General features: G+C 69.0%; 18 protein-coding genes. 5 read left to right on the forward strand and 13 right to left on the reverse strand.

Features of this window, described 5'->3' with window-relative positions; translation table 11 throughout:
• Window positions 1–130 precede the first annotated feature (130 nt).
• From DELCS14_RS24450 to DELCS14_RS24465, 4 genes are all read left to right on the forward strand, one after another.
• A complete protein-coding gene (locus DELCS14_RS24450) occupies window positions 131–1,228 on the forward strand; it encodes an ABC transporter ATP-binding protein (protein ID WP_013804019.1) in 1,098 nt (365 codons plus the stop codon).
• A 96-nt stretch (window positions 1,229–1,324) separates the two neighbouring features.
• On the forward strand, window positions 1,325–2,716 hold the full coding sequence (locus tag DELCS14_RS24455; RefSeq protein WP_013804020.1) for a SpoIIE family protein phosphatase: 1,392 nt from the start codon (window positions 1,325–1,327) through the stop codon (window positions 2,714–2,716).
• Complete coding sequence (locus tag DELCS14_RS24460; protein ID WP_013804021.1) at window positions 2,713–3,345, forward strand: DUF6272 family protein; 633 nt, start codon at window positions 2,713–2,715, stop codon at window positions 3,343–3,345. The genes DELCS14_RS24455 and DELCS14_RS24460 overlap by 4 nt, the downstream gene beginning before the upstream one ends.
• Window positions 3,346–3,382: 37 nt before the next feature.
• Complete coding sequence (locus tag DELCS14_RS24465) at window positions 3,383–3,769, forward strand: DUF1987 domain-containing protein (RefSeq protein ID WP_013804022.1); 387 nt, start codon at window positions 3,383–3,385, stop codon at window positions 3,767–3,769.
• Window positions 3,770–3,794: 25 nt separating this feature from the next.
• Here DELCS14_RS24465 and DELCS14_RS24470 read toward each other — a convergent pair whose 3' ends face one another.
• The 7 genes from DELCS14_RS24470 to DELCS14_RS24500 all read right to left on the reverse strand — a co-directional run bounded on the left by DELCS14_RS24470 (window position 3,795) and on the right by DELCS14_RS24500 (window position 9,112).
• Entirely contained in the window at window positions 3,795–4,271 is a 477-nt protein-coding gene (locus DELCS14_RS24470; protein ID WP_013804023.1) for a GNAT family N-acetyltransferase, read from the reverse strand.
• 14 nt (window positions 4,272–4,285) lie between these two features.
• Entirely contained in the window at window positions 4,286–5,035 is a 750-nt protein-coding gene (locus tag DELCS14_RS24475; protein WP_013804024.1) for a lysophospholipid acyltransferase family protein, read from the reverse strand.
• 2 nt (window positions 5,036–5,037) lie between these two features.
• Window positions 5,038–6,333 (reverse strand): dihydroorotase, encoded by a 1,296-nt coding sequence (locus DELCS14_RS24480; protein WP_013804025.1) that lies wholly within the window; start codon window positions 6,331–6,333, stop codon window positions 5,038–5,040.
• Window positions 6,334–6,577: 244 nt separating this feature from the next.
• Window positions 6,578–7,540, reverse strand: coding sequence for an aspartate carbamoyltransferase catalytic subunit (locus DELCS14_RS24485; RefSeq protein WP_013804026.1), 963 nt, complete (start codon window positions 7,538–7,540; stop codon window positions 6,578–6,580).
• A gap of 2 nt (window positions 7,541–7,542) precedes the next feature.
• Window positions 7,543–8,061: a bifunctional pyr operon transcriptional regulator/uracil phosphoribosyltransferase PyrR gene (pyrR, locus tag DELCS14_RS24490; RefSeq protein WP_013804027.1), complete on the reverse strand. Its 519-nt coding sequence runs from the start codon at window positions 8,059–8,061 to the stop codon at window positions 7,543–7,545.
• Complete coding sequence (gene ruvX, locus DELCS14_RS24495; RefSeq protein ID WP_012203508.1) at window positions 8,058–8,516, reverse strand: Holliday junction resolvase RuvX; 459 nt, start codon at window positions 8,514–8,516, stop codon at window positions 8,058–8,060. The genes pyrR and ruvX overlap by 4 nt, the downstream gene beginning before the upstream one ends.
• Window positions 8,513–9,112 carry a YqgE/AlgH family protein gene (locus DELCS14_RS24500; protein ID WP_012203507.1) on the reverse strand — a complete coding sequence of 200 codons (600 nt, stop codon included), beginning with the start codon at window positions 9,110–9,112 and terminating at the stop codon, window positions 8,513–8,515. Before DELCS14_RS24500 ends, ruvX begins: the two co-directional genes overlap by 4 nt.
• 24 nt (window positions 9,113–9,136) lie before the next feature.
• On the opposite strand from DELCS14_RS24500, the gene DELCS14_RS24505 reads away from it, so the two are divergent.
• Window positions 9,137–10,618 carry a deoxyribodipyrimidine photo-lyase gene (locus DELCS14_RS24505; protein ID WP_013804028.1) on the forward strand — a complete coding sequence of 494 codons (1,482 nt, stop codon included), beginning with the start codon at window positions 9,137–9,139 and terminating at the stop codon, window positions 10,616–10,618.
• Between the two features lie 63 nt (window positions 10,619–10,681).
• On the opposite strand, the gene DELCS14_RS24510 is transcribed toward DELCS14_RS24505, so the two are convergent.
• From DELCS14_RS24510 to DELCS14_RS30225, 6 genes are read right to left on the reverse strand one after another with little or no spacing between them, the layout of a single operon-like run.
• Window positions 10,682–17,104 carry an Hpt domain-containing protein gene (locus tag DELCS14_RS24510; protein WP_013804029.1) on the reverse strand — a complete coding sequence of 2,141 codons (6,423 nt, stop codon included), beginning with the start codon at window positions 17,102–17,104 and terminating at the stop codon, window positions 10,682–10,684.
• A gap of 50 nt (window positions 17,105–17,154) precedes the next feature.
• Window positions 17,155–19,404 (reverse strand): methyl-accepting chemotaxis protein, encoded by a 2,250-nt coding sequence (locus DELCS14_RS24515; RefSeq protein WP_012203504.1) that lies wholly within the window; start codon window positions 19,402–19,404, stop codon window positions 17,155–17,157.
• A gap of 18 nt (window positions 19,405–19,422) precedes the next feature.
• The gene (locus tag DELCS14_RS24520) at window positions 19,423–19,950 is read right to left on the reverse strand and encodes a chemotaxis protein CheW (protein ID WP_012203503.1); all 528 of its coding nucleotides are present in this window, start codon (window positions 19,948–19,950) and stop codon (window positions 19,423–19,425) included.
• Window positions 19,951–19,965: 15 nt separating this feature from the next.
• Complete coding sequence (locus DELCS14_RS24525; RefSeq protein ID WP_013804030.1) at window positions 19,966–20,331, reverse strand: response regulator; 366 nt, start codon at window positions 20,329–20,331, stop codon at window positions 19,966–19,968.
• Entirely contained in the window at window positions 20,331–20,729 is a 399-nt protein-coding gene (locus tag DELCS14_RS24530; protein WP_012203501.1) for a response regulator, read from the reverse strand. Before DELCS14_RS24530 ends, DELCS14_RS24525 begins: the two co-directional genes overlap by 1 nt.
• 47 nt (window positions 20,730–20,776) lie before the next feature.
• Complete coding sequence (locus DELCS14_RS30225) at window positions 20,777–20,929, reverse strand: rubredoxin (protein WP_013804031.1); 153 nt, start codon at window positions 20,927–20,929, stop codon at window positions 20,777–20,779.
• Window positions 20,930–20,956 lie beyond the last annotated feature (27 nt).

Consider the following 20,956-nt stretch of genomic DNA (forward strand, 5'->3'; position numbering starts at 1 on the left):
CCTGTGGGCCGATGTGCCGCCGAGACCGGACGTGCCTGCGGGCTGCTGGAGTCGGCGGGCTCCGGGCATGCCCTTGGCCCGCCAATGCAAATGCGAATTCTATTCATTTGCGCGGTTCTACAATCGCCGCATGTTTTTGACCGTCTCCCAACTCGAGGTGCGCTACCCGGGCCGCGACAGGCCTGCCGTGCAGGGCGTCACGCTGAATCTGGCCGCTGGCGACATCGGCGTGCTCATCGGCCCCTCGGGCTGCGGCAAGACCACGCTGCTGCGTGCCGTGGCGGGCCTGGAGCCCGTGAGCGGCGGCGAGATCCGCATCGACGGCCAGCTCGTGGGCAGCGCGGATTTCTCGCTCCCTCCCGAGCAGCGGCGCATCGGCATGGTGTTCCAGGACTATGCGCTGTTCCCCCATCTGAACGTGGGCCGCAACGTGGCCTTCGGCATCCACCATCTTCCCAAGGCGCGCCAGGCCGAGCGCGTGGCCGAGGTGCTGGAGCTGGTGGGCCTGGCGGGCAGTGCAGGGAGGTTTCCGCATGAGCTGTCGGGCGGCCAGCAGCAGCGCGTGGCGCTGGCCCGCGCACTGGCGCCCAGCCCGCAGCTGATGCTGCTGGACGAGCCGTTCTCCAACCTCGACGTGGACCTGCGCGAGCGCCTGGCGCATGAGGTGCGCGGCATCCTCAAGGCCGCAGGCGCCACGGCCCTGTTCGTCACGCACGACCAGCTGGAGGCCTTTGCCATCGGCGACATGATCGGCGTGGTCCACCAGGGACAGCTGCAGCAGTGGGACGATGCCTATTCGCTGTACCACCGCCCTGCCACGCGCTTCGTGGCGGACTTCATCGGCCACGGCGTCTTCGTGCCGGCCACGCTGGCGCCTTCCGGGGCCGGCGGCGTGGTGGCGCGCACGGCGCTGGGCGATCTGGTCGATCCGGCCACCTGCCCGCTGCCTGCGCAGTTTCCGGGCGGCGAATGCGATGTGCTGCTGCGCGCCGACGATGTGGTGCACGACGATGCCTCGCCCGTGCAGGCACGCATCCTGCGCAAGGCGTTTCGCGGCTCGGAGTTCCTCTACACGCTGGAGCTGGCCAGCGGCCACAGCGTGATGGCCCATGTGCCCAGCCACCACGACCATGCGGTGGGCGAGTGGGTGGGAATCCGGCTCGACATGAATCACGTGGTCGCCTTCCCGCGAGAAACACAGGGCGCCCCGCAGTCCGCTGCAGCCTGAACCAGCGGCGTCCGCCGCGCCGTCCGGGCTTTGTCATTCGACGGTCACGGGTGGCACCCAGAATCAGTCACATCTTGTGACAATTCAAGGCCACCCATGTTTGCTCTGGACCCCTCCTCCACGCAGCACCCTGCAGCGGATCAGCTACCTGACCCTGCACCCATTCCCGCGCTGGCCCCGGCGCCCGCCGCGCCGCGCCTTGTGGCCCGTGCAGGCCAGCTCAGCCAGCCCACGGCACCGATCCCCCCCGAGGCCAGCAACGAGGATGTGCACCGGCTGTTCAGCGAGCAGCCCCTGCTCGAAACCCTGGCCGTGGTGGCCGATGACCGGCCGCTGGGCCTGATCAACCGCCAGCGCTTCATGGAGCAGTACGCGCGGCCCTTTGCGCGCGACGTGTTCGGCCGCCGCAGCTGCCTGGTATTCACCGACACCGCGCCCATGGTGGTGGCGGCCGGCCTGCCCATCGACCAGTTGGTGCAGCAGGCGCTGGCCAGCGGCAGCCGCGTGCTCAAGGACGGCTTCATCACGGTGGAGGAAGGCCGCTACGCAGGCATAGGCACGGGCCACGCGCTGATGGCCGCCATGTCCGACATCGAGGCCGACAAGACGCGCCAGCTCATGGCCAGCATCGACTACGCCAGCCTGATCCAGCGCTCGCACCTGGTCGAATCCGACCGCGTGCTCGCCAGCCAGCTGGCCGACCACGGCCTGCTGTGGGAGCCGCGCGACGTGGTGGGCGGCGATGCGTATTTCTTCCGCGCCACACCGCAGGGCCTGCTGGGCTGCATGTTCGACTGCACGGGCCACGGCGTGCCGGGCGCCTTCATGACGCTGATTGCACTGTCCTTTCTCGAACAGGCCGTGGCGCCTGCAGGTATCGGCACTGGCACCGGCACCGGCACCGGCGCCGCCATCGACCCCGGCGCCCTGCTGGGCCAGATGAACCGCTACATCAAGCGCGTGCTGCAGCAGCGCAGCCGCGACGTCCAGCCCGCCTGGGGCGCACCGGCAGCGCCCGCCGATGGCCTGCCCGCCGAAAAATCCTCCAGCGACGGCCTGGACGCCGCGCTGTTCCTGCAGTCGCCCTGCGGCACGCAACTGCGCTTTGCCTCGGCCCGGCTGGACCTGCTGGTGGCGCCGCCCGGCGTGCAGGAGGCGGCCCAGGTGCAGATCCATGCCGGCGACAAGCTGGGCATAGGCTATGCGACCACGCCCGACGACGCGGCCTGGAGCACGCAGGAGCTGGAGGTCGCGCCCGGCTCGCTGCTGATGGTGGCCACCGATGGCGTCATCGACCAATTGGGCGGCCCGCGCCAGATCGCCCATGGCAGAAAGCGCCTGGCGCGCTTCCTGCACGAGCAGCACGACCGCCCCGCCGCCCAGGCCTGCGCCGAATTCCGGCAGGCCTTTGCCCAGTGGCAGGGCACGCAGCGCCGCCGCGACGATGTCTCGCTGCTGGTGTGGCGCAACCAGGCCCTGCAGTCATGAGCCCGTCCGAATTCGCGCACCTGCGCGCCCAGGCCGAGCACAACGGCCTGCTGCTGTACTACGCGGGCACCTTCAACCCCAATGTGATCCAGGCGGCAGCCGACACGCTCAAGTGCCGGCTGGCCAGCGAGGACGGATCGAGCAGCGCCAAGCGCAAGCTGTTTTCCACCTTCATCGAAATGGCGCAGAACGTGCTGCACTACGCGGCGCCGCTGCCTGCCTCTGACGCCGGAGCCAGCCAGGCACTCGGCGAACCCGTGGCACAGGGCGCCATCGGCGTGGGCCGCATCGATGCACCGGCCGGTGCCCCGGACGCGGGGGCCGATCAGGCACAGGCGCGCTTCTGGATTGCCTGCAGCAACGCCGTGCGCCGCGAACATGTGCCGCGCCTGGCCGCCAAGCTGGATGCCGTGCGCGCCATGAGCCACCCCGAAATCAAGGCCGCCTACAAGGCCCAGCTGCACAACACCGACCACGGCGCCAGCGATGACATCAGCCGCGGCGCGGGTCTGGGCTGGCTGACCATTGCGCGCGACGCCTCGGCACCGCTGCAGTACCACATCGCCACGGGAGAGGACGCCGCAGATACCGCGCCCCATGCCGTGTTCCACGTCAAGGCGCTGATCTGAGCGCCGGGACCCCTTCCCGAATCCGAATGACGCCGCCATGCAAGCACTGAAATCCGAACGCACTTCCGTCACGCCCGAAGTGGTCTTCTCGCCGGCCGAGCAGCTTTTGCGCATCGAAGGCGAGTGCTACCCCGAAAACCCGCTGCCCTTCTTCAACCCCCTGCTGGTCATGCTGGGGCAGTACTTCGAGGCAAGCCAGCCCGCACGCTTCGTGGCCGAGGTGAAGCTGCAGTACATCAACAGCGCATCGACCATGGGACTGCGCTCGCTGTTCGAGCTGCTCGACCAGGCCGGGCAAAAGGGAACGGACATCCGCGTAGTCTGGGCCTTCGACGAGGAAGACGACGCCATCGAGGAACTGGGCGCCGACCTGGTGGAGGACTTCGCCAACCTGGTGCTGGAGCGACAGCCCTACAGCAACTGAGGGCGGGCCTGCTCCGCCCTGGCCTTCAGGCCAGCGGCTTGCCCATGAGCACCGTGGTCAGGCCGCAATCCCATTCCTCGTCGGGATAGGTGTCCAGCGTGGCGTAGCCCTGCGCCGTGTAAAAGCCCAGGGCCTGGGTGTTGAAGCTGTCGGTCTCCAGGCGCACCTGGGCGTGGCCGGCGGCGCGCAGAGCCTGCTCGGCATGGGCCAGCAGGGCACGGCCCACGCCGCGCCCCTGCCAGGCCGGCAGCACATGCAGGGCGCCGATGAAGTCATCCACCCAGTCCACGAAGCCGGCGACTACGCCGCCGCACTCGGCCACCCAGAACAGTTGGCCGCGCGACTGCACGTACTGCCCGGTCTTGCCGGAGGCGCAGAACTGCGCATGCTTGTCCGCCGTCAGCTGGGGCTTCCAGGTGCTCTCGTAGGTGGCCCAGAGAACGGCGTTCAGGGCCGGAAGGTCATCAGGCCGCGAGGGCCGGAGCGTGAGAGTGTCAGTCATGTCGCTGGCAGCGTTCAGGCCTGGCGCAGCCGGTCCACCTCGGCATGCAGGTCCTGGGCCCAGACGCGGCGGTCGCGGCCTTCGGCCGTCTGCGGCTGGCCATAGTGGACGACGGCCACCAGGTCGTCGGCACACAGCGTGCGCCAGATGGAGCCCAGCAGGGTTTCGTCGCCCTCGTAGCTGGGCGCGTGGCTGATCTGGCCGGTGGCGCCGTCGATGAAGCGCAGGCCCACGGGCAGCACGGGCGCATCGATCTGCACGGCCGCCTGCAGCAAATTGGCATGAAAGGGCAGCAGCTTGCGGCCGTCGCCCGTCGTGCCTTCGGGGAAGATGGCCAGGATCTCGCGGCGCTGCAGGGATTCCTCCATGCTCTGCACCATGCGCCGGGCATCGCGGCGCGAGGTGCGCTCGATGTACAGCGTGCCCGCCGCCGTGGCCAGCGTGCCGATCAGCGGCCAGCCCTTGACGTCGGACTTGGAGATGAAGCGGCAGTGCCGCGCCGCATGCAGCACGGGAATGTCGAGCCAGGAAATATGGTTGCTGACCATGAGCATGGGGCCCTGGCGCGGCGGCTCGCCCTGGATCTCCAAGCGCACGCCCGCATGGGCCAGCAACTGCAGGGCCCAGGCCTGCACATGGGCGTGCTGGCGCTCCTCGGGCAGCTGCGGAAAGCGCAGGGCCACGATCCACAGCCCCTTGCACACATGGCCGAACAGGCGCGCTGCGCGCAGCGTGGCGCGCCCTCCCCTGCGCAGACGGCTCATGTTCAGCGGCGTTCGTAAGCGATACGGCCATCGACCAGCGTGCAGCGCACGCGGGCCGGCAGCTCGTAGCCGCCGAAGGGCGTGCTCTTGCCCTGGCTGGCCAGCTCCTGGGGCTTCACGGTCCAGGCCGCCTGCGGATCGACGATGCACAGGTCGGCCACGCCGCCCTCGGCCAGACGGCCCAGTTGCTCCTGCAGCTCGCCCAGCGCCGATCCCAGCACCTGCACGGGCGATGCCGTGATGGCGGCCAGTGCGCGGCTCAGGGGCACACCGCTTTCCTGCGACCACTTGACGGCCAGCGACAGCAGCAGCTCCACGCCCGTGGCGCCGGGCTCGGCCTCGGCAAAGGGCAGGACCTTGGCGTCTTCATCGACGGGCGTGTGGTCGGAGACCAGGGCGTCGATGGTGCCATCGGCCAGCGCGGCAGACAGCGCATCGCGGTCGCGCTGCTGGCGCAGCGGGGGCGTGACGCGCGCGCTGCTGTCGAAGTAGCCGATATCGGTATCGGTCAGGTGCAGCGAGTTGATGGACACGTCGGCCGTGACCTGCAGGCCTTCGGCCTTGGCACGGCGCACCAGTTCCACGCCTGCGGCGCTGGACAGGCGGCACAGGTGCACGCGCGCCTGGGTGCCGCGCATCAGCTCGAAGATGGTGTGCAGGGCAATCGTCTCGGCCGCCACGGGCACGCCGGACAGGCCCATGCGCGTGGCCAGCGGGCCGCTGGCGGCCACGCCCTTGCCCAGGTACAGCTCCTGCGGGCGCAGCCACACGGTGTAGCCGTAGGTGGCCGCATACGCCAGCGCGCGCTGCAGGGTCTGGGTGCTGGTCATGGGCACTTCGGCCTGGCTGAAGCCGATGCAGCCGGACTCGGTCAGCTCGGCCATCTCGGTCAGCACCTCGCCCTTGAGGCCCAGCGTCAGCGCGCCCAGCGGGAACAGGCGCGACTGGTGCAGCTTCTCTGCGCGGAACTTGAGCATCTCCACCAGGCCCTGCTCGTCGAGCACGGGGTCGGTATCAGGCGGGCAGACCAGGCTGGTCACGCCACCGGCCACCGATGCAGCCATCTCGGACTGCAGCATGCCTTCGTGCTCGTGGCCGGGCTCGCGCAGGCGCACAGCCAGATCGACCAGGCCCGGCAGCACCCAGCAGCCGGCGGCATCGATCTCGCGTTCTGCGGCAAATCCCTCGGGCGCCTTGCCGATGGCCAGCACCTTGCCGCCGTCGATGGCCACGTCGGCCTGCTGGTCCAGGCCCCGTGCCGGGTCCATCACTCGGCCGTTGCGGATGAGTATCTTCATGGTTTGCTACCCCGTAGACCGCAGGCGGCGCATGGGCTGCGGCCTGCGGCGATCAAAAACATTTGCATTCACAAAAAGCGCCTGGACTCAGTCCAGGACACCGGGCATGGAAAAAGCATGGCCCATCTCAGGGACGCCGAGCAAAGGCCGCCCTGCAGCGAGGGCGTCGCCGGCTGCCCGTACGCCCCCCTCCCGCGTAGCGAGAGAGGGGGAAGCGACGCAGTCGCTCAGGGGGTGCTTCATTTCAAGCCTCGTTGCCGGCCACTATCGACATGACGGCCATGCGCACGGCGATGCCGAACGAGACCTGCGACAGGATCACGGCCTGCGGGCCATCGACGACTTCGGAGTCGATCTCCACGCCGCGGTTGATGGGGCCCGGGTGCATGACGATGGCGTCCGGCTTGGCCAGGCGCAGCTTCTCGGCCGTGAGGCCGAAGCTCTTGAAGTATTCCTGGCTGGACGGCAGCAGGGCACCGCTCATGCGCTCGTTCTGCAGGCGCAGCATGATGATCACGTCGCAGTCCCGGATGCCCTCTTCCAGCGTGTGGAAGACGCGCACACCCATCTGCGACAGGTCCGGCGGCACCAGGGTGCGCGGGCCGACGACGCGCACTTCGGCCGCGCCCAGCGTGGTCAGCGCATGGATGTCGGAGCGCGCCACGCGCGAGTGCAGCACATCGCCCACGATGGCCACGCGCAGGTTGGCGAAGTCCTTCTTGTAGTGGCGGATGGTGTACATGTCCAGCAGCCCCTGCGTGGGGTGGGCGTGGCGGCCGTCGCCGGCATTGACCACGTGGACATGGGGCGCCACATGCTGGGCGATGAGGTAGGGCGCACCCGACTCGCTGTGGCGCACGACGAAGATGTCGGCGGCCATGGCCGAGAGGTTGGCGATGGTGTCCAGCAGCGACTCGCCCTTGCTGGCCGAGCTGCGCGCGATGTCCAGGTTGAACACGTCGGCCGACAGGCGCTTGGCCGCGATCTCGAACGTGGTGCGCGTGCGCGTGCTGTTCTCGAAGAACAGGTTGAACACGCTCTTGCCGCGCAGCAGCGGCACCTTCTTGACCTCGCGGTCATTGACGCTGACGAAGTTGGCCGCCGTGTCCAGGATGTGGGTCAGGATGTCCTTGGACAGTCCTTCGGTGGACAGCAGGTGGATCAGTTCGCCGTTCTTGTTGAGCTGGGGATTGCGCTTGTACAGCACGGTCAGGCCTCTTGGATGCGGAATTGGAAGACGCCGGCGTCATCGCGCGCCAGCGACAGCAGGCGGTCGGCCGGCAGCGCGATGCGCGCGGCGGCGAAGTCGGCCTGGAAGGGCAACTCGCGCCCGCCCCGGTCCACCAGCACCGCCAGGCGCACGCAGGCCGGGCGGCCGTAGTCATAGAGTTCGTTGAGCACGGCGCGCACGGTGCGGCCGGTGTAGAGCACGTCGTCCAGCACCAGGATGTCGGCGCCGTTGACGTCAAAGTCGATCTGCGTCTGGGCGCTGGTGGCCATGCCGCGCTGCGCGAAGTCGTCGCGGTGCAGGGCCGAGGACAGCACGCTGGGGTTGCCGGGCAGGTTCAGGTCCTTGTGCAGCCGCTCCACCAGCCAGGCGCCGCCCGAGGTGATGCCGGCCAGGCGGGTTTCAGGCCCCATGAGGCTGCGCACGCCGCGCAGCAGTTCGCGGTACAGGGCCTCGGCGTCCAGCACCAGGCTGCCGGCTCCCGCAATGGATTCACTCATGGAAGACTCCTCAAAAACTGTTCAAGAATGATGCAGGCCGAGGCCGCATCGGCATCCCTTGCGCCACCGGCCAGGGCCTCGGTGGTGCTGTAGCGCTCGTCCACCTCGTAGACAGGCAGGCCGAAGCGGCTCTTGAGCTGGCGGCCGAATTTCTTCGCCCGCGCCGTGTTCTCGTGCGCATTGCCGTCGGGGTGGTAGGGCACGCCGATGACCAGCGCATCGGGCTGCCACTCCTTGATGCGCTCGCCGGCCTGGGCCAGACGGGCCTCGCCGGCCTCGGCGCGGATGGTGGGCAGCGGGTTGGCCGAGCGCAGCATGCGCGTGCCCACGGCGCAGCCCGTGCGCTTGGCCCCGAAGTCGAAGGCCACGAAACTCTGGAAATGGGAGGGAACGGTGGGCGGCACGGCCGTGCCGGCTGCCGCTGCTGCCTGGGACTCGGGAGCGGGCAGGCTCATGCGCGCCCCGCTTCGGGCGAGATCATCCAGCGCTGCAGGCCCAGCAGGCCCAGGGCGCGGTCATAGCGGTCGTCGACCGGGGTGTCGAAGATGACGTTGGCGTCGGCGCCCACCGTGAGCCAGGCGTTTTCGGCCAGCTCCGACTCCAGCTGTCCCTCGCCCCAGGACGCATAGCCCAGGGTGACCAGCAGGCGCTTGGGGCCTGCGCCGTCGGACAGGGCTTCGAGCACGTCCTTGGAGGTGGTCATCTCCAGGCCGCCGGGAATGGTCATGGTCGAGGCGTAGGCGGACTCGTCGTCGGGCGCGCCTTCGATGACCATGGGATCGTGCAGCACAAAGCCGCGATCGGTCTGCACGGGTCCGCCGTTGAAGACACGGTTGCCGCGAAGGTCCTCGCGGCCCAGGGCCAGATCCACCTTTTCCAGCAAGCCTTCCAGCGTAAGCTGCGAGGGCTTGTTGATAATCAGACCGAGCGCACCGCGCTCGCTGTGTTCGCACAGGTAGATCACACTGCGCGAGAACGCTTCGTCTTCCAGGCCAGGCATGGCAATCAGGAAGTGGTGCGTCAGATTGATAGGCGCAGTTTCAGCAGACATAACCACGGATTTTACCGGCGATCCATGCCACCTTCTTACCCTGTGGGCTTGGTCTGGCTGCGGCGCGACCTGCGCCTGGCCGACCATGCCGCCCTCTACCACGCGCTGCGCCAGTGCAGGCAGGTGCATTGCGTGTTCATCTTCGACGACGACATCCTCGCCCCCCTGCCCCGTGCAGACCGGCGCGTGGAGTTCATCTGCCAGAGCCTGAGCGGGCTGGACGATGCGCTGCGCGAGGCCTCGGGCCGCGCCGACACCGGCCTCATCGTGCGCCGTGGCCGGCCCGCTGAGCAGATCCCGGACCTGGCCCGGCAGCTCGGCGCCCAGGCCGTGTTCTGCAACTGGGACGACGAGCCCGACGCCCTGGCCCGCGACGCCCGCGTGCGCCAGGCCCTGGCCGCCGAGGGCGTGGCTCTGCACAGCTTCAAGGACCACATGGTCTTTGCGCGCGACGAGGTGCTGACCCAGGCCGGCGCGCCGTTCTCGGTGTTCACCCCGTACAAGAACGCCTGGCTGCGCCAGATCACGCCCTTCTTCCTGTCCGCCTATCCCAGCGAGCGCGACCTGCCCGAGCGCCTGGCCCCGCGCCCCGAAGGCGAGCGCCGCCCCGTGCCCACCGCAGCCGACCTGGGCTTTGAGGCCGGCACGCTGGACGGCCTGCGCCTTCCCACGGGCTGCGCTGGCGCCGAGGAACTGCTGGCCGACTTCCTGCCGCGCCTGCCGCGCTACAAGCAGGCGCGCGACTTTCCCGCCGTCAAGGGCCCCAGCTACCTGAGCGTGCACCTGCGCTTTGGCACGGTCTCCATCCGCCGCCTGGCAAGGCTGGCCTGGGAGCAGACGCAGAGCCAGCCCCATGATGCCGAGGGCGCCGCCACCTGGCTGTCCGAGCTGATCTGGCGCGACTTCTATTTCCAGATCCTGGCCCACCATCCGCACGTGGTGCACGCCAGCTTCAAGCCCGCCTACGACGCCATCGTGTGGGATACCGGCCCCGAGGCCGATGCGCTGTACGCCGCCTGGTGCGAGGGCCGCACCGGCTATCCGCTGGTCGATGCCGCCATGCGCCAGCTCAACACCACGGGCTACATGCACAACCGGCTGCGCATGGTGGCGGCCAGCTTTCTGGTCAAGGATCTGGGCATAGACTGGCGCCGGGGCGAGGCCTGGTTTGCGCGCCAGCTCAACGACTTCGACCTGGCGGCCAACAACGGCGGCTGGCAGTGGGCGGCCTCCACGGGCTGCGACGCCCAGCCCTGGTTCCGTATCTTCAACCCCATCACGCAAAGCCAGAAGTTCGATGCCGATGCGCGCTTCATCGAGCGCTACGTGCCCGAGCTGGCCCGCCTGCCCGCCGCGCTGCGCCACGCGCCCTGGCAGGCCCGGCCGCTGGAGCTGGCCGAGGCCGGCGTGGTGCTGGGCACGGACTACCCCCATCCCGTGGTGGACCATGCCGCCGCACGCGAGCGCACGCTGGCCCGCTATGGCGTGGTCAAGCAGGCCGGCTGAAAAACCTGCTGGAATAAAAAAAGAGCAGCGGATGCTGCTCTTTTTTGTTCAGGCCGCCAGCCTTCAGGCCCCTTCGCCCAGGGGCTCGCTGTCCACCTGCTGCGCCTGCAGCGACTGCGGCGCCAGCGGGCCGCCGCTGATGCTGCCGCCCTGCAGGGAGTAGTGCTGGATCAGGCCCAGCAGTTCCTCGTCCGAGTAGGGCTTGCCCAGGTAGTGGTTGGCGCCCAGCTGGCGCGCCATCTCGCGATGCTTCTGGGCGATGCGCGAGGTGATCATGACCACGGGCAGGTCGCGCAGGGCCTCGTCGGCGCGGATGTTGCGCAGCAGGTCGAAGCCGTCCATGCGCGGCATTTCGATGTCGGACAGCACCAGGGTGGGACGTTCCTCGGCCAGGCGCTCCATGGCCTGCAGGCCGTCGGCCGCCAGGGCCACGCGGTAGCCTTCGCGCTGCAGCAGGCGCTGGGTGACGCGGCGCACGGTGATGGAGTCGTCCACCACCAGCACCAGCGGCACCGAGGCCGGCCCTGCGCTGGCCAGCACGGCTTCGCCGTCGCCCTGGCCTGCGGCGCGCTCGGCCTCTTCGGTCCGGGCGCGCACCTCGTCGCCATAGACGTTGGCCAGCGCCACGGGGTTGTAGATCTGCACCACGGCGCCCGAGGCCAGCACCGACATGCCGGTCAGGCCGGGCAGGCGGGCCAGCTGGGGGCCGAGGTTCTTGATCACCACTTCCTGGTTGCCCAGCACTTCATCCACGTGCAGCGCAATGCGCTGCGCCGCGCTGCGCAGGATGACCACGGGCCGGGTACGGCCCACGGTTTCCTCGCTGCGCAGCGAGGACTGCCACAGCGCGCCGGCCCAATAGAAAGGCAGGGTCTCGCTGCCGTCTTCGAAGCTGTGGCTTGCATAGGCCTGCTGCAGCAGCTCCAGCGGCGCGCGGCGCACGATTTCCACCAGGCTGGCGGGCACGCCGACCAGCAACTGGCCCGCGCGCAGCATGACCACCTGGGTGACGGCGGTCGTCAGCGGCAGCACGAGGCGGAAGGCACTGCCCCGGCCCGCCTCGCTGTGGGTTTCGATGCGGCCGCCCAGCGCGTTGACTTCGGAGCGCACCACGTCCATGCCGATGCCGCGCCCGGCCACGCCGGTCACCTCGGTGGCCGTGGTGAAGCCCGGCTCGAAGATCAGGCGGCCGGCGTCCTGCTCCGTCAGCGTCTGGTCCTCGGGCCACAGGCCCTGGGCCACGGCCTTGTCGCGGATGCGCTGCAGGTTCAGGCCGGCGCCATCGTCCTCCACCGACAGCGCCACGTCGTTGCGCTCCTGGCTCAGGATGATTTCAATGGTGCCCATGGCGGGCTTGCCTGCGGCGGCACGCTGCTCGGGCGACTCGATGCCGTGGGCCACGCAGTTGCGCAGCAAGTGCTCGAAGGCCGGCATCATGCGGTCCAGCATGCCCCGGTCCATTTCAATGGTGCCGCCCAGGATGTTCAGCCGCACCTGCTTGCCCATCTCCTTGGAGGTCTGGCGGACCACGGCGTACAGGCGCTCGGCCAGGGAGTCGAACTCCACCATGCGCGTGCGCAGCAGGTCGCGCTGCAATTCGCGGGCCTGGCGGCCCTGGGCGACCAGGTCGTCCTCGGCGCCGGCCATGTCGCGCTGCAGGTTGCGCTGCACGGTGGCCACGTCGTTGACCGACTCGGCCATCATGCGGGTGAGTTCCTGCACGCGCGTGAAGCGGTCGAACTCCAGCGGGTCGAAGCCCACGGCCGAGTCCTTGGACAGGGCCAGGCGCGACTGCATCTGGCTCTCGGCCTGGACCTCGATGTCGCGCAGCTGCATGCGCAGGCGCTCCAGGTTGCCGGCCAGCTCGTCCAGCGAGCCACGGGCCTGGGCCAGGCGCGCATCGACACGCGAGCGCGCAATCAGCACCTCGCCGGCCTGGCTGATCAGGCGGTCCAGCAACTGGGCGCGCACGCGCACCGTCTGCTGGGCACCGGCGCGCAGCGGCGCAGTGACAGGCGCTGGCACAGGGGCCGCGGCCGCCGGTGATCCAGCCGCTGCCGATGCGTCGGAGGCCGCAGCCGCTGCAGGCTCGTCGAGGGAGATTTCATCGCCCAGGTCCAGCGGCGCTTCCTGCGCCTGCTCACCGGCCACGCGCAGCACGTCGAAGCCGGCCTGCAGCGCGTCGAAGCTGCCCAGCAAGGGCTCGATCTGCTCGGCGGTCGGAGATTCGCCATCGACCCGCTCCACGGCAGATTCAAGGCGGTGGGCCATCTCGCCAAGGCGCATGGCGCCCGCCAGCCGGGCACTGCCCTTGAGCGTGTGCAGGGCGCGCAGGGTTTCGTGGCGCGCCTCGTCCAGCGAGGGCCGGCCATGCCAGCGGCGCAGCGCGGCGCCCAGGCGGGGCAGCAGCTCGATGGCCTCTTCCTCGAAGATGGGGAACAGGTCGGGATCGACCTCGTCCAGCGCATCGATGTCATCGTCCAGGTCGCTGCCCACGGCCACGGCATGGGCGATGGCCTCGTCGATGCGGCGCTGCAGCTCGGCTTCGTGGCGCGCATCGTTGACCAGGGGGCGCATGGAGTAGGCCAGGGGCGCCACCGACGGTGTCTGCGCCTGGGCACCGGCGTCGAGCACGGCGTCCGTGCCATCGCTGGCGTCCTGAGGCTCCAGCTGGTCCAGTTGGTCCAGCTGCTCCAGCGCGTCCAGGCGGCTGTCCGGCGCGTCTGCGGCCTCGATGTCCAGCGCCAGAAGGGCCTGCAGGGCTTCTTCCACGCCCGGCTGGGGCGTCTTGAGGAAACCGGCGGCGAACTGGTGCAGCAGGCGCTGCACTTCGTCGGAGGCCGCCACGCAGGCGGCAACCTGGTCGGGCGTGCCACAGCGCTGCGGCTGCAGATGGGTCAGCGTATGTTCCAGCAGGCGCGCCAGGTCCGACAAGGCCTTGAAGCCCACGGTGGCCGAGCTTCCGGCCAGCGAATGCGCAAAGGCGACGGCGTCGTCGGGCACGGGCTCGCCGGGCTCGGTCGCCCACTGCTGCAGCGTCAGGTCCAGGCGGCGCGACCATTCGTCGGCCTCGTTGAGGTAGACGTTGTACAGCGGCGCGCTGATGCGCAGGCCATCCACGACCTTGAAGCCATCGGCGTCGATACCGGACAGATCCTCGTCGCCGGACTCTTCGGCCTGCGGGGTTTCTGCCTCGGGCACCTCGGGCGCCTTGACCGGCTCGACTGCGTCGGATGCTTCAACCGCTTCAACCGCTTCAACCGCTTCAACCGTTTCTGGCGCTTCGTCCGCTTCAACCGCCTCAACCGTTTCTGGCACCGCGATCATCTCGATCGCTTCGGCGGGTGCCGCTGCCGGTGTCAGGCCCAGATCCAGGTCCAGCCCCTCGAAAGGCGCCAGGGGCACGGCGGCTTGCGGTGCTTCAGTTTCAGTTCCAGCTTCGGCCTCGATGGCTTCGGCTTCGATGGCGGCGGCCTCGGGCAACGCGGGCGGGTCGCCCGCGACGACGGCCAGGGCTTCCTGCTCGCTGTCGCGCATGGCAGCTTCGAAGGCCGCAAAGTCCAGTTCCTCGACGGCGTCGGTGGCCAGTTCGGCAGGCGCCTCGGCGGCTTGCGGCGTCAGTGTCTCCAGCGACTCCTGAGGCGCGGCGGCCGAAGGCTGGGGGTCCGGCTCCAGCAGGTCGAAGTCCAGCGCAAAGTCCAGCTCGCCAGAGGTCTGGACGGGCTGGGCGGGCTGGACGGGCTGGGCGGGCGTTGCCTGCTCGGGCGCATCCAGGTGTTCTGCCTGCGGCTCCTGGGCCACGGGCGCGAATTCCTCGATTGCGGCGGGTGCGGGCTCGAGTTCGGGTTCGGGCTGTGCGAGGGGCTCGGCACGCGGTGTGCGCGGCATCAGGGCCACGTCGGCGCGCAGGCCTTCCAGGCGCATGGCATCGGCCGCAGCGCGGAACGGCGTGGCCTGCCAGGCGTCGGCCTGGTGGCGCTCTATGGCCGAGGCCCAGGCGCCAAAGGCGCGCAGCGCATCGCTGGCCAGCTCCTGCATGGGCTGGGGCATGGCCTTTTGCTCGGCCAGCCAGGCGTTGAGCATCTGCTCCATGGCCCAGCCGGCTTCGCCGAATTCATCCAGGCCCACCATGCGCGAACTGCCCTTGAGCGTATGGAAGGCGCGGCGCAGCGTGGTCTGCTCGCTGAGGTTGCCCGGCTCGTCGGCCAGGGCCCGCAGGGCCTGCAGGCCGTTGTCCACCACCTCGCGGGCCTCTTCCAGGAAGATGCCCAGCAGTTCGTCGTCCGAGTCTTCTTCCGAGACCGACAGGCCGGCCGGCGGGGGCACGGGCTCGGACACGGATGCAGAGACGAATTCAGAGACGGCTTCAGGCGCGGATTCGGCTGCGGGCTCTGGCTCGGCCAGGGACTGGTCCAGCTGGAAGACCGGCTCGGCCGGCGCTTCGAGGGCCTTGGCGAATTGCGCCAGTTCCGCGGCATCGGCCAGCGCGTCCTGCTCGGCGGCCGCGGGCTGCGCCAGCGGCTCGGTCGCGATGTCCACGGGAGCCGGGGGCGGCGGGGGCGGCGTGGAGGGCGCGGCAGATTCCGGCTCGGCGATGGCGTCCTGCGGCACGGGCAGCGGCTGGGCCACGGCAACGGCTTCGCGCTGCGGCGGCACGGCGGCGGTGTCCAAGGCGGGCAGTTGCTCGGGCGCCTTGCCCGCATCATCGGCCCGGTGGCCGCGACGGCCCATGAGGATGCGCAGGCCGCCTTCGGCCTCGTCATAGACGAAGAGCTTGCGCGCCATGCTGCGCTGGTAGCTCAGCATGTCGATCAGAAAGCCCATGGCGCCCAGGCTGTTGCCCAGTTTCTCGAACACCTGGGGACGTTCTGCGTCGTCGATCTCACCCAGCACCAGCCGTTCCACGGTCTCGCGCATGCGCTGCATGGCCTGCGTGGCCTGGTCCAGGCCCAGCACGGACAGCACGCCGCGCATCTGCGCCATCTGGCCCGAGACGGGTGCCAGCACGGTGGCATCGGCAGGATTGCGGAAATACTGGTCCAGGTGCCGCTCGGCCTCGGCCAGCGTGGCACGCAGCTCGCCCACGACCGAGCCCATGGTCTGGTGGTCGCTGGCCTGGCGGTAAAGCTCCTCCATCCAGGGCTCCAGCGGACGCGCGGGCGCGCCCTGCAGGGATTCCTCCAGGCGCTGGACCAGGTTGGCGGACTGCTCGGCCAGTTCCTCGTCGCCCATGTCCATGGTGGCAAAGGCCGCCTGCAGGTAGAGCACGGAGGTGGCCACTTCCATGGCCAGCTCGGCCGGTGGCGGCTCGCCGATGCGGGCCACGGTTTCGGCCACCTTGATCAGCATGCGCGCCAGGCCATGGCTGGCCGGGTGCAGCTTGACCAGGGATTCGGCCACCTGGGCGAACTGGTCCACCACGGTCTTGGTGCGCGCACGATCGCCGCCGGCAAGGGCGGACCAGGTATCGGCTGCCGTGGTGATGCGCTTGCGCGCCTGCACCAGCACCGCCGGGTCGTAGCGGCCAAAGCGTGTCTGCTGGTAGTCCACCTGGGGCTGGGCCTGCATGCCGTAGGCCTGGCGCACCGCCTGCAGGGCGGCGCCAGCCTGCTCGGCAGGGCGGGCCTGGGCGCAGAAGAACAGCAGGTCCTGCAGAAGCCGCGCAGGCGGCGTGCGGTCGCCCTTGGCCATGGCCGCGTACTGCATGAGCACGCGCGAGGCCATGCGCTTGACGTACAGGTCGACCACGATCATCCCGCGCGACTGCGCGTCGAAGAAGCCGGCCGCCACCTTCCAGAAGCTGCGCGCGGTGACATCCTCGGTCTGGCCCACGGCAAAGCGCAGGCACAGGTCGCGCATCTGGGCGGCGGCCTCGCGGTCGTCGCTCTTGACCATGCGCAGCACCACGCCATCGAGCAGGGCCCGGGCATCGGGGCCGTAGGCCAGCGGCTCGGGCTGGCGCGCCCACTCGGGCTCGCGCGCGCGGCGCTCGGCAGGCCACAGGTCGGCCGGGTGCACCTTGTCGTTGCCGGCCAGCGCCTGGGTGTCGCGGTATTGGGGAAACAGGGCCACGGCCGAGACGGTCTTGCCGGCCAGCACGGTTTCCAGGTATTCGATGAGCGCGAAGCTGGCGCGCTCCAGCGTGGCGGCGGCCTGGTCGGTACACAGCTCGGGGCGCTGCACAAAGCGCTGCACGGCGCTTTCCATGCCGCGCAGCACCAGGGCCGGAGAGCCCAGGCCCACCATTTCGAGGGCACCGCAGGCCTGGTGCAGTTGCTGGCGGGCGATGCGCAGGGCCGAGGTGTCAAGCTCCTCAAGGTCCGAGGCGCGTGCCGCATCGGCATCGCGCACGAAACGGGCCACCGCCTTGCTCGCCCCTTCCAGCGACTTGCGCAGCTCATCGAGCACCCAGGCCAGCGGGCCCAGGTCCTGTTCGGTGTGCGCGGCCTGCGCCGCGCCCGTTTGCGATTCGTCAACCACTGACATGGACAGTTCCCCAAGCCCCTAGGGCCTGTGCATAGCTATGTTGGACCGGGTCAGGCAATCTTGAAACGCGCCACCGACTGGCGCAGTTCCTCGGCCATGTGCGAGAGTTCGCGCACCTGCTGTGCCGTGGTGCGCGTACCTTCGCCCGTCTGCTCGGTCACCGCGAAAATGTGCTGGATGTTCTCGGCCACGTCGTTGGCCAGAACGGCTTCGCGCGAGGTGGACGAGGAGATCAGCTCAATCAGCTCGGCCAGATGGCGCGACACGGAGTCGATCTCGGTCAGCGCGGTGCCGGCGGAGTCGGACAGGCGGGCCCCCTCGACCACACCCTGGGTGGAGCGCTCCATGGCGGCCACGGCATCCTGGGTGTCGGTCTGAATCGCCTTCACCAGCGCCGCGATCTGGCGCGTCGCGTCGGCCGAGCGTTCGGCCAGGCGCTGCACTTCTTCGGCCACCACCGAGAAGCCGCGACCGGCTTCACCGGCCGATGCGGCCTGGATGGCGGCGTTCAGCGCCAGCACGTTGGTCTGCTCGGTAATGTCGGAAATCAGCTCGGTGATTTCGCCGATCTCCTGCGAGGATTCGCCCAGCCGCTTGATGCGCTTGGAGGTTTCCTGGATCTGGTCGCGGATGGAGTTCATGCCGCCGATGGCGTTCTGCACGGCCTTCAGGCCCAGGTCGGCAGCTTCCAGCGACTGGCGCGCCACCTGGGCAGATTCCTGCGCCTGGGTGGAGACCTCGTTGATGCGGCCGGCCATGTCCAGCACGGAGCGGCCGGTTTCGCGGATCTCGCGCAGCTGTTCGGTCGATGCGGCCAGCAGCTCGGTGGAGTTGGCATCCACCTCGGCCGTGGTCTGCGCCACGCGCGTTGCCGTGTTCTGCACGCTGCCCACCAGGGCGCGCAACTCTTCCACCGTGTAGTTCACCGAGTCGGCGATGGCGCCGGTGATGTCCTCGGTCACGGTGGCTTCCTGCGTCAGATCGCCCTCGGCCACCGACTGCAACTCGTTCATCAAACGCAAAATGGCGGCCTGGTTGGCGTCGTTGATGCGCTTGGCTTCATGCTCCTGCACGCGCGACTCTTCCTGGCGGCGTTCGGCAGCTTCCTGGCGCAGGCGGCTGTCGAGCAGCTGCACGCGGGACAGGCCCACGCCGCACAGCAGCACCAGCACGGTGGCCAGGGCCAGCAGGCCCATGGGCAGCGAGCCGATGCCGGCGCCGCTTTGCAGCTTGGTCTGCAGGTCTTCCAGTTGGCGGCGCAGCGGTTCGCTGTCGGCGTTGATGGCGGTCTGTGCCTCGCGGGCGGAGACCAGGCCCTGCAGGTTGCCCAGAATGGCGCTGGCCTCGGTGCGGGTCTCTTCGTAGAGCTTGATCAGTGCCTCGATCTGCTCGCGGGTCTGGGCGTCGCGCGTGGGGGGCAGGCGCAGTTCGCTGCTGCCGCCCAGCAGGCTTTCGGAGATTTCCTTGAACGAGTTCAAGTCCTTGCCCAGCAGGAACACGGCCTCGGGGCTCACGCCTTCGGCGGTCTGGAATTCGTTGGCCGACTTGCCGATACGCTGGGTCAACATCACCAGCTGGCCTGCGGCCGAGATCTCGGCGGGGCTGGCGCCCTGCTGCAGCTTGAGCGAGGAGATGGTTTCGGCGATCTCCAGCAGGTCCGAGGACTGCCGGTTGATGGTGCGCAGCGCGTCGCCGACCTGGGTCAGGATCTGCTTTTGCTCCATCACCACCTTGGCGCTTTGCTCGGCGCGCTCCATCAGCGGCATGATCTGGCCCAGCTCGTCGGCGTAGGCGCCGCCCAGCGGGCGCACGCCCATGGAGTCATCGCCCGAGGTGAGGGCGCGCACGTTGCGCGCCAGCACGCCCGCACTGTCTTGCACGTCCGCAAACGAAGGTGCCGCGCCGGTCAGCGCCTGCGACACCGACTTGGCAAGGCGCTGCGACTGCATCAGGGCCTGGCCGGTGGCGGCCAGCTGCTGCGCCGAGCCGTCCGCCTGGCGCAGAGCCCATGCCGCCGCCAGCACCAGGGCCAGCACGGAAACGCCCAGCAGCGTGGACAGCGTGCGCTGGTGGCGCGCGGCAGGCGCGCGGCCCAGCAGCGGCAGGACCACCGTTTCCTGGTCCAGGACTGCGCCGGCGTCGCCCGGCATGGCGTCGGGCGCGCCCTGCACGGTCATGGACGCATCGAGTGCGTACATATCCTGGGAGACGGTGTCTCCGAGCATGCTGTTGTCCGCGCCCGAGCCGGAGTCGGCCGGCTTGCGTTGGAAGCGATTTGCAAGACGTTGCAAGAATGACATGGGACGACCTTCAGAAACTCAGGCGCGAATGCTCAGAAACTCGGAGGTTTGGGACAGGCGCTGCAATTGCAGCTCCTGCCAGCGGTGGCCCGCTTCATCGATATGCACGGGGCCGAAAAAGGCGGGGGATTGCTCGGGCGCGGGCTCGGTGCGCACAAAGGCGTCGGCGCTGCGCAGGCCCTGCAGGCGGTCCACCAGCAGGGAGGCGTTCACTTCCAGCGCGGCATTGAAGGCCAGCAGGCTGGACTCGGCCAGCGCCGGTTCGCTGCGCGCCACGCCGTGGCCCAGCAGGCTGGCCAGGTCGATCACCCCGGCCAGGGTGCCGCGCAGGTTGGCAATGCCCAGGAACCAGGGCTTTGTATAGGGCACGGGCTGTACGCCGGCCCAGGGAAAGATCTCGCCGGACTGGCCCAGCGGCATCAGGTAGTTGCGCCCGCCGGCCTGGACGGCCAGCCAGGCCGCCACCTTGACGCCTTCGCTGCGTGCGGCCTGGAGACGGCCGGCCAGACGGGATTGCAGATCGCGCAGTGCTTCACGGTTCGCCATGGCCAGCGCACCGCGTCAGTTCAGCGCCGCGATCTTGGCCTGCAGCTCGCCTGCATCCACCGGCTTGGTGATGTAGTCACGCGCGCCCTGGCGCATGCCCCAGACCCGGTCGGTTTCCTGGTTCTTGCTGGTGCACATGATGATGGGCAGGTCCGCGTACAGCGGGTCGCGCGTGATGGCGCGCGTGAGCTGAAAGCCGTTCTGGCCGGGCATGACCACGTCCATCAGGATCAGGTCGGGCCGGTCTTCGGCCAGGCTGCGCAGGGCTTCTTCGCCGTTCTCGGCCGTACGTACCTGCAGTCCCTGCTTTTGCAGCATGTCGGACAGAAACATCAGTTCGGTCTTGGAATCGTCCACGACCAGGACTTTGCGGATGGGCATCAAAGTGCTCCTATGGTTTGCTTGCCGAACTGCTCCACGGCCTGCAGCAGCTGGTCTTTGGTGAAGGGTTTCGTGAGGTAGTCCTGGCAGCCCACCATGCGCCCGCGCGCCTTGTCGAATACGCCGTCCTTGGACGAGAGCATGACCACGGGCGTATCGGAGAAGCGCGCGTTGCGCTTGATGATGGCGCAGGTCTGGTAGCCGTCCAGCTTGGGCATGAGGATGTCGCAGAAGATCAGTTGGGGCTGATAGTCGTTGACTTTGGACAGTGCGTCGAAGCCGTCGTCGGCCAGGAGCACTTCGTGCCCGCCCTGTTTGAGGAAGATTTCTGCGCTGCGGCGGATGGTATTGCTGTCATCCACCACGAGTACGCGCAAGGGTGCGCCCGATGTCGTCACTGAGAAACCTCCCGGAAATGTATGAGTCGGCGCGGGTGGTCCCGCGCTCAGATTTCGACCATCTCAAAGTCTTCTTTACGTGCACCGCATTCGGGACAGGTCCAATTCATGGGCACGTCATCCCAACGCGTCTGGGGTGCGATGCCATGCTCGGGGCAGCCTTGCGCCTCGTCATAGATCCACCCGCAGATCAAGCACATCCAAGTTTTAGGGTCGGTCACAGCTTA

It is taken from the genome of Delftia sp. Cs1-4 (assembly GCF_000214395.1).
Lineage (GTDB): Bacteria > Pseudomonadota > Gammaproteobacteria > Burkholderiales > Burkholderiaceae_C > Comamonas > Comamonas acidovorans.

Coding starts and splice junctions, on each gene's coding strand:
- DELCS14_RS24450 (WP_013804019.1), top strand. CDS start 131: ATGTTTTTGACCGTCTCCCAACTCGAGGTGCGCTACCCGGGCCGCGAC.
- DELCS14_RS24455 (WP_013804020.1), top strand. CDS start 1,325: ATGTTTGCTCTGGACCCCTCCTCCACGCAGCACCCTGCAGCGGATCAG.
- DELCS14_RS24460 (WP_013804021.1), top strand. CDS start 2,713: ATGAGCCCGTCCGAATTCGCGCACCTGCGCGCCCAGGCCGAGCACAAC.
- DELCS14_RS24465 (WP_013804022.1), top strand. CDS start 3,383: ATGCAAGCACTGAAATCCGAACGCACTTCCGTCACGCCCGAAGTGGTC.
- DELCS14_RS24470 (WP_013804023.1), bottom strand. CDS start 4,271: ATGACTGACACTCTCACGCTCCGGCCCTCGCGGCCTGATGACCTTCCG.
- DELCS14_RS24475 (WP_013804024.1), bottom strand. CDS start 5,035: ATGAGCCGTCTGCGCAGGGGAGGGCGCGCCACGCTGCGCGCAGCGCGC.
- DELCS14_RS24480 (WP_013804025.1), bottom strand. CDS start 6,333: ATGAAGATACTCATCCGCAACGGCCGAGTGATGGACCCGGCACGGGGC.
- pyrR (WP_013804027.1), bottom strand. CDS start 8,061: ATGAGTGAATCCATTGCGGGAGCCGGCAGCCTGGTGCTGGACGCCGAG.
- ruvX (WP_012203508.1), bottom strand. CDS start 8,516: ATGAGCCTGCCCGCTCCCGAGTCCCAGGCAGCAGCGGCAGCCGGCACG.
- DELCS14_RS24500 (WP_012203507.1), bottom strand. CDS start 9,112: ATGTCTGCTGAAACTGCGCCTATCAATCTGACGCACCACTTCCTGATT.
- DELCS14_RS24505 (WP_013804028.1), top strand. CDS start 9,137: ATGCCACCTTCTTACCCTGTGGGCTTGGTCTGGCTGCGGCGCGACCTG.
- DELCS14_RS24510 (WP_013804029.1), bottom strand. CDS start 17,104: ATGTCAGTGGTTGACGAATCGCAAACGGGCGCGGCGCAGGCCGCGCAC.
- DELCS14_RS24515 (WP_012203504.1), bottom strand. CDS start 19,404: ATGTCATTCTTGCAACGTCTTGCAAATCGCTTCCAACGCAAGCCGGCC.
- DELCS14_RS24520 (WP_012203503.1), bottom strand. CDS start 19,950: ATGGCGAACCGTGAAGCACTGCGCGATCTGCAATCCCGTCTGGCCGGC.
- DELCS14_RS24525 (WP_013804030.1), bottom strand. CDS start 20,331: ATGCCCATCCGCAAAGTCCTGGTCGTGGACGATTCCAAGACCGAACTG.
- DELCS14_RS30225 (WP_013804031.1), bottom strand. CDS start 20,929: ATGTGCTTGATCTGCGGGTGGATCTATGACGAGGCGCAAGGCTGCCCC.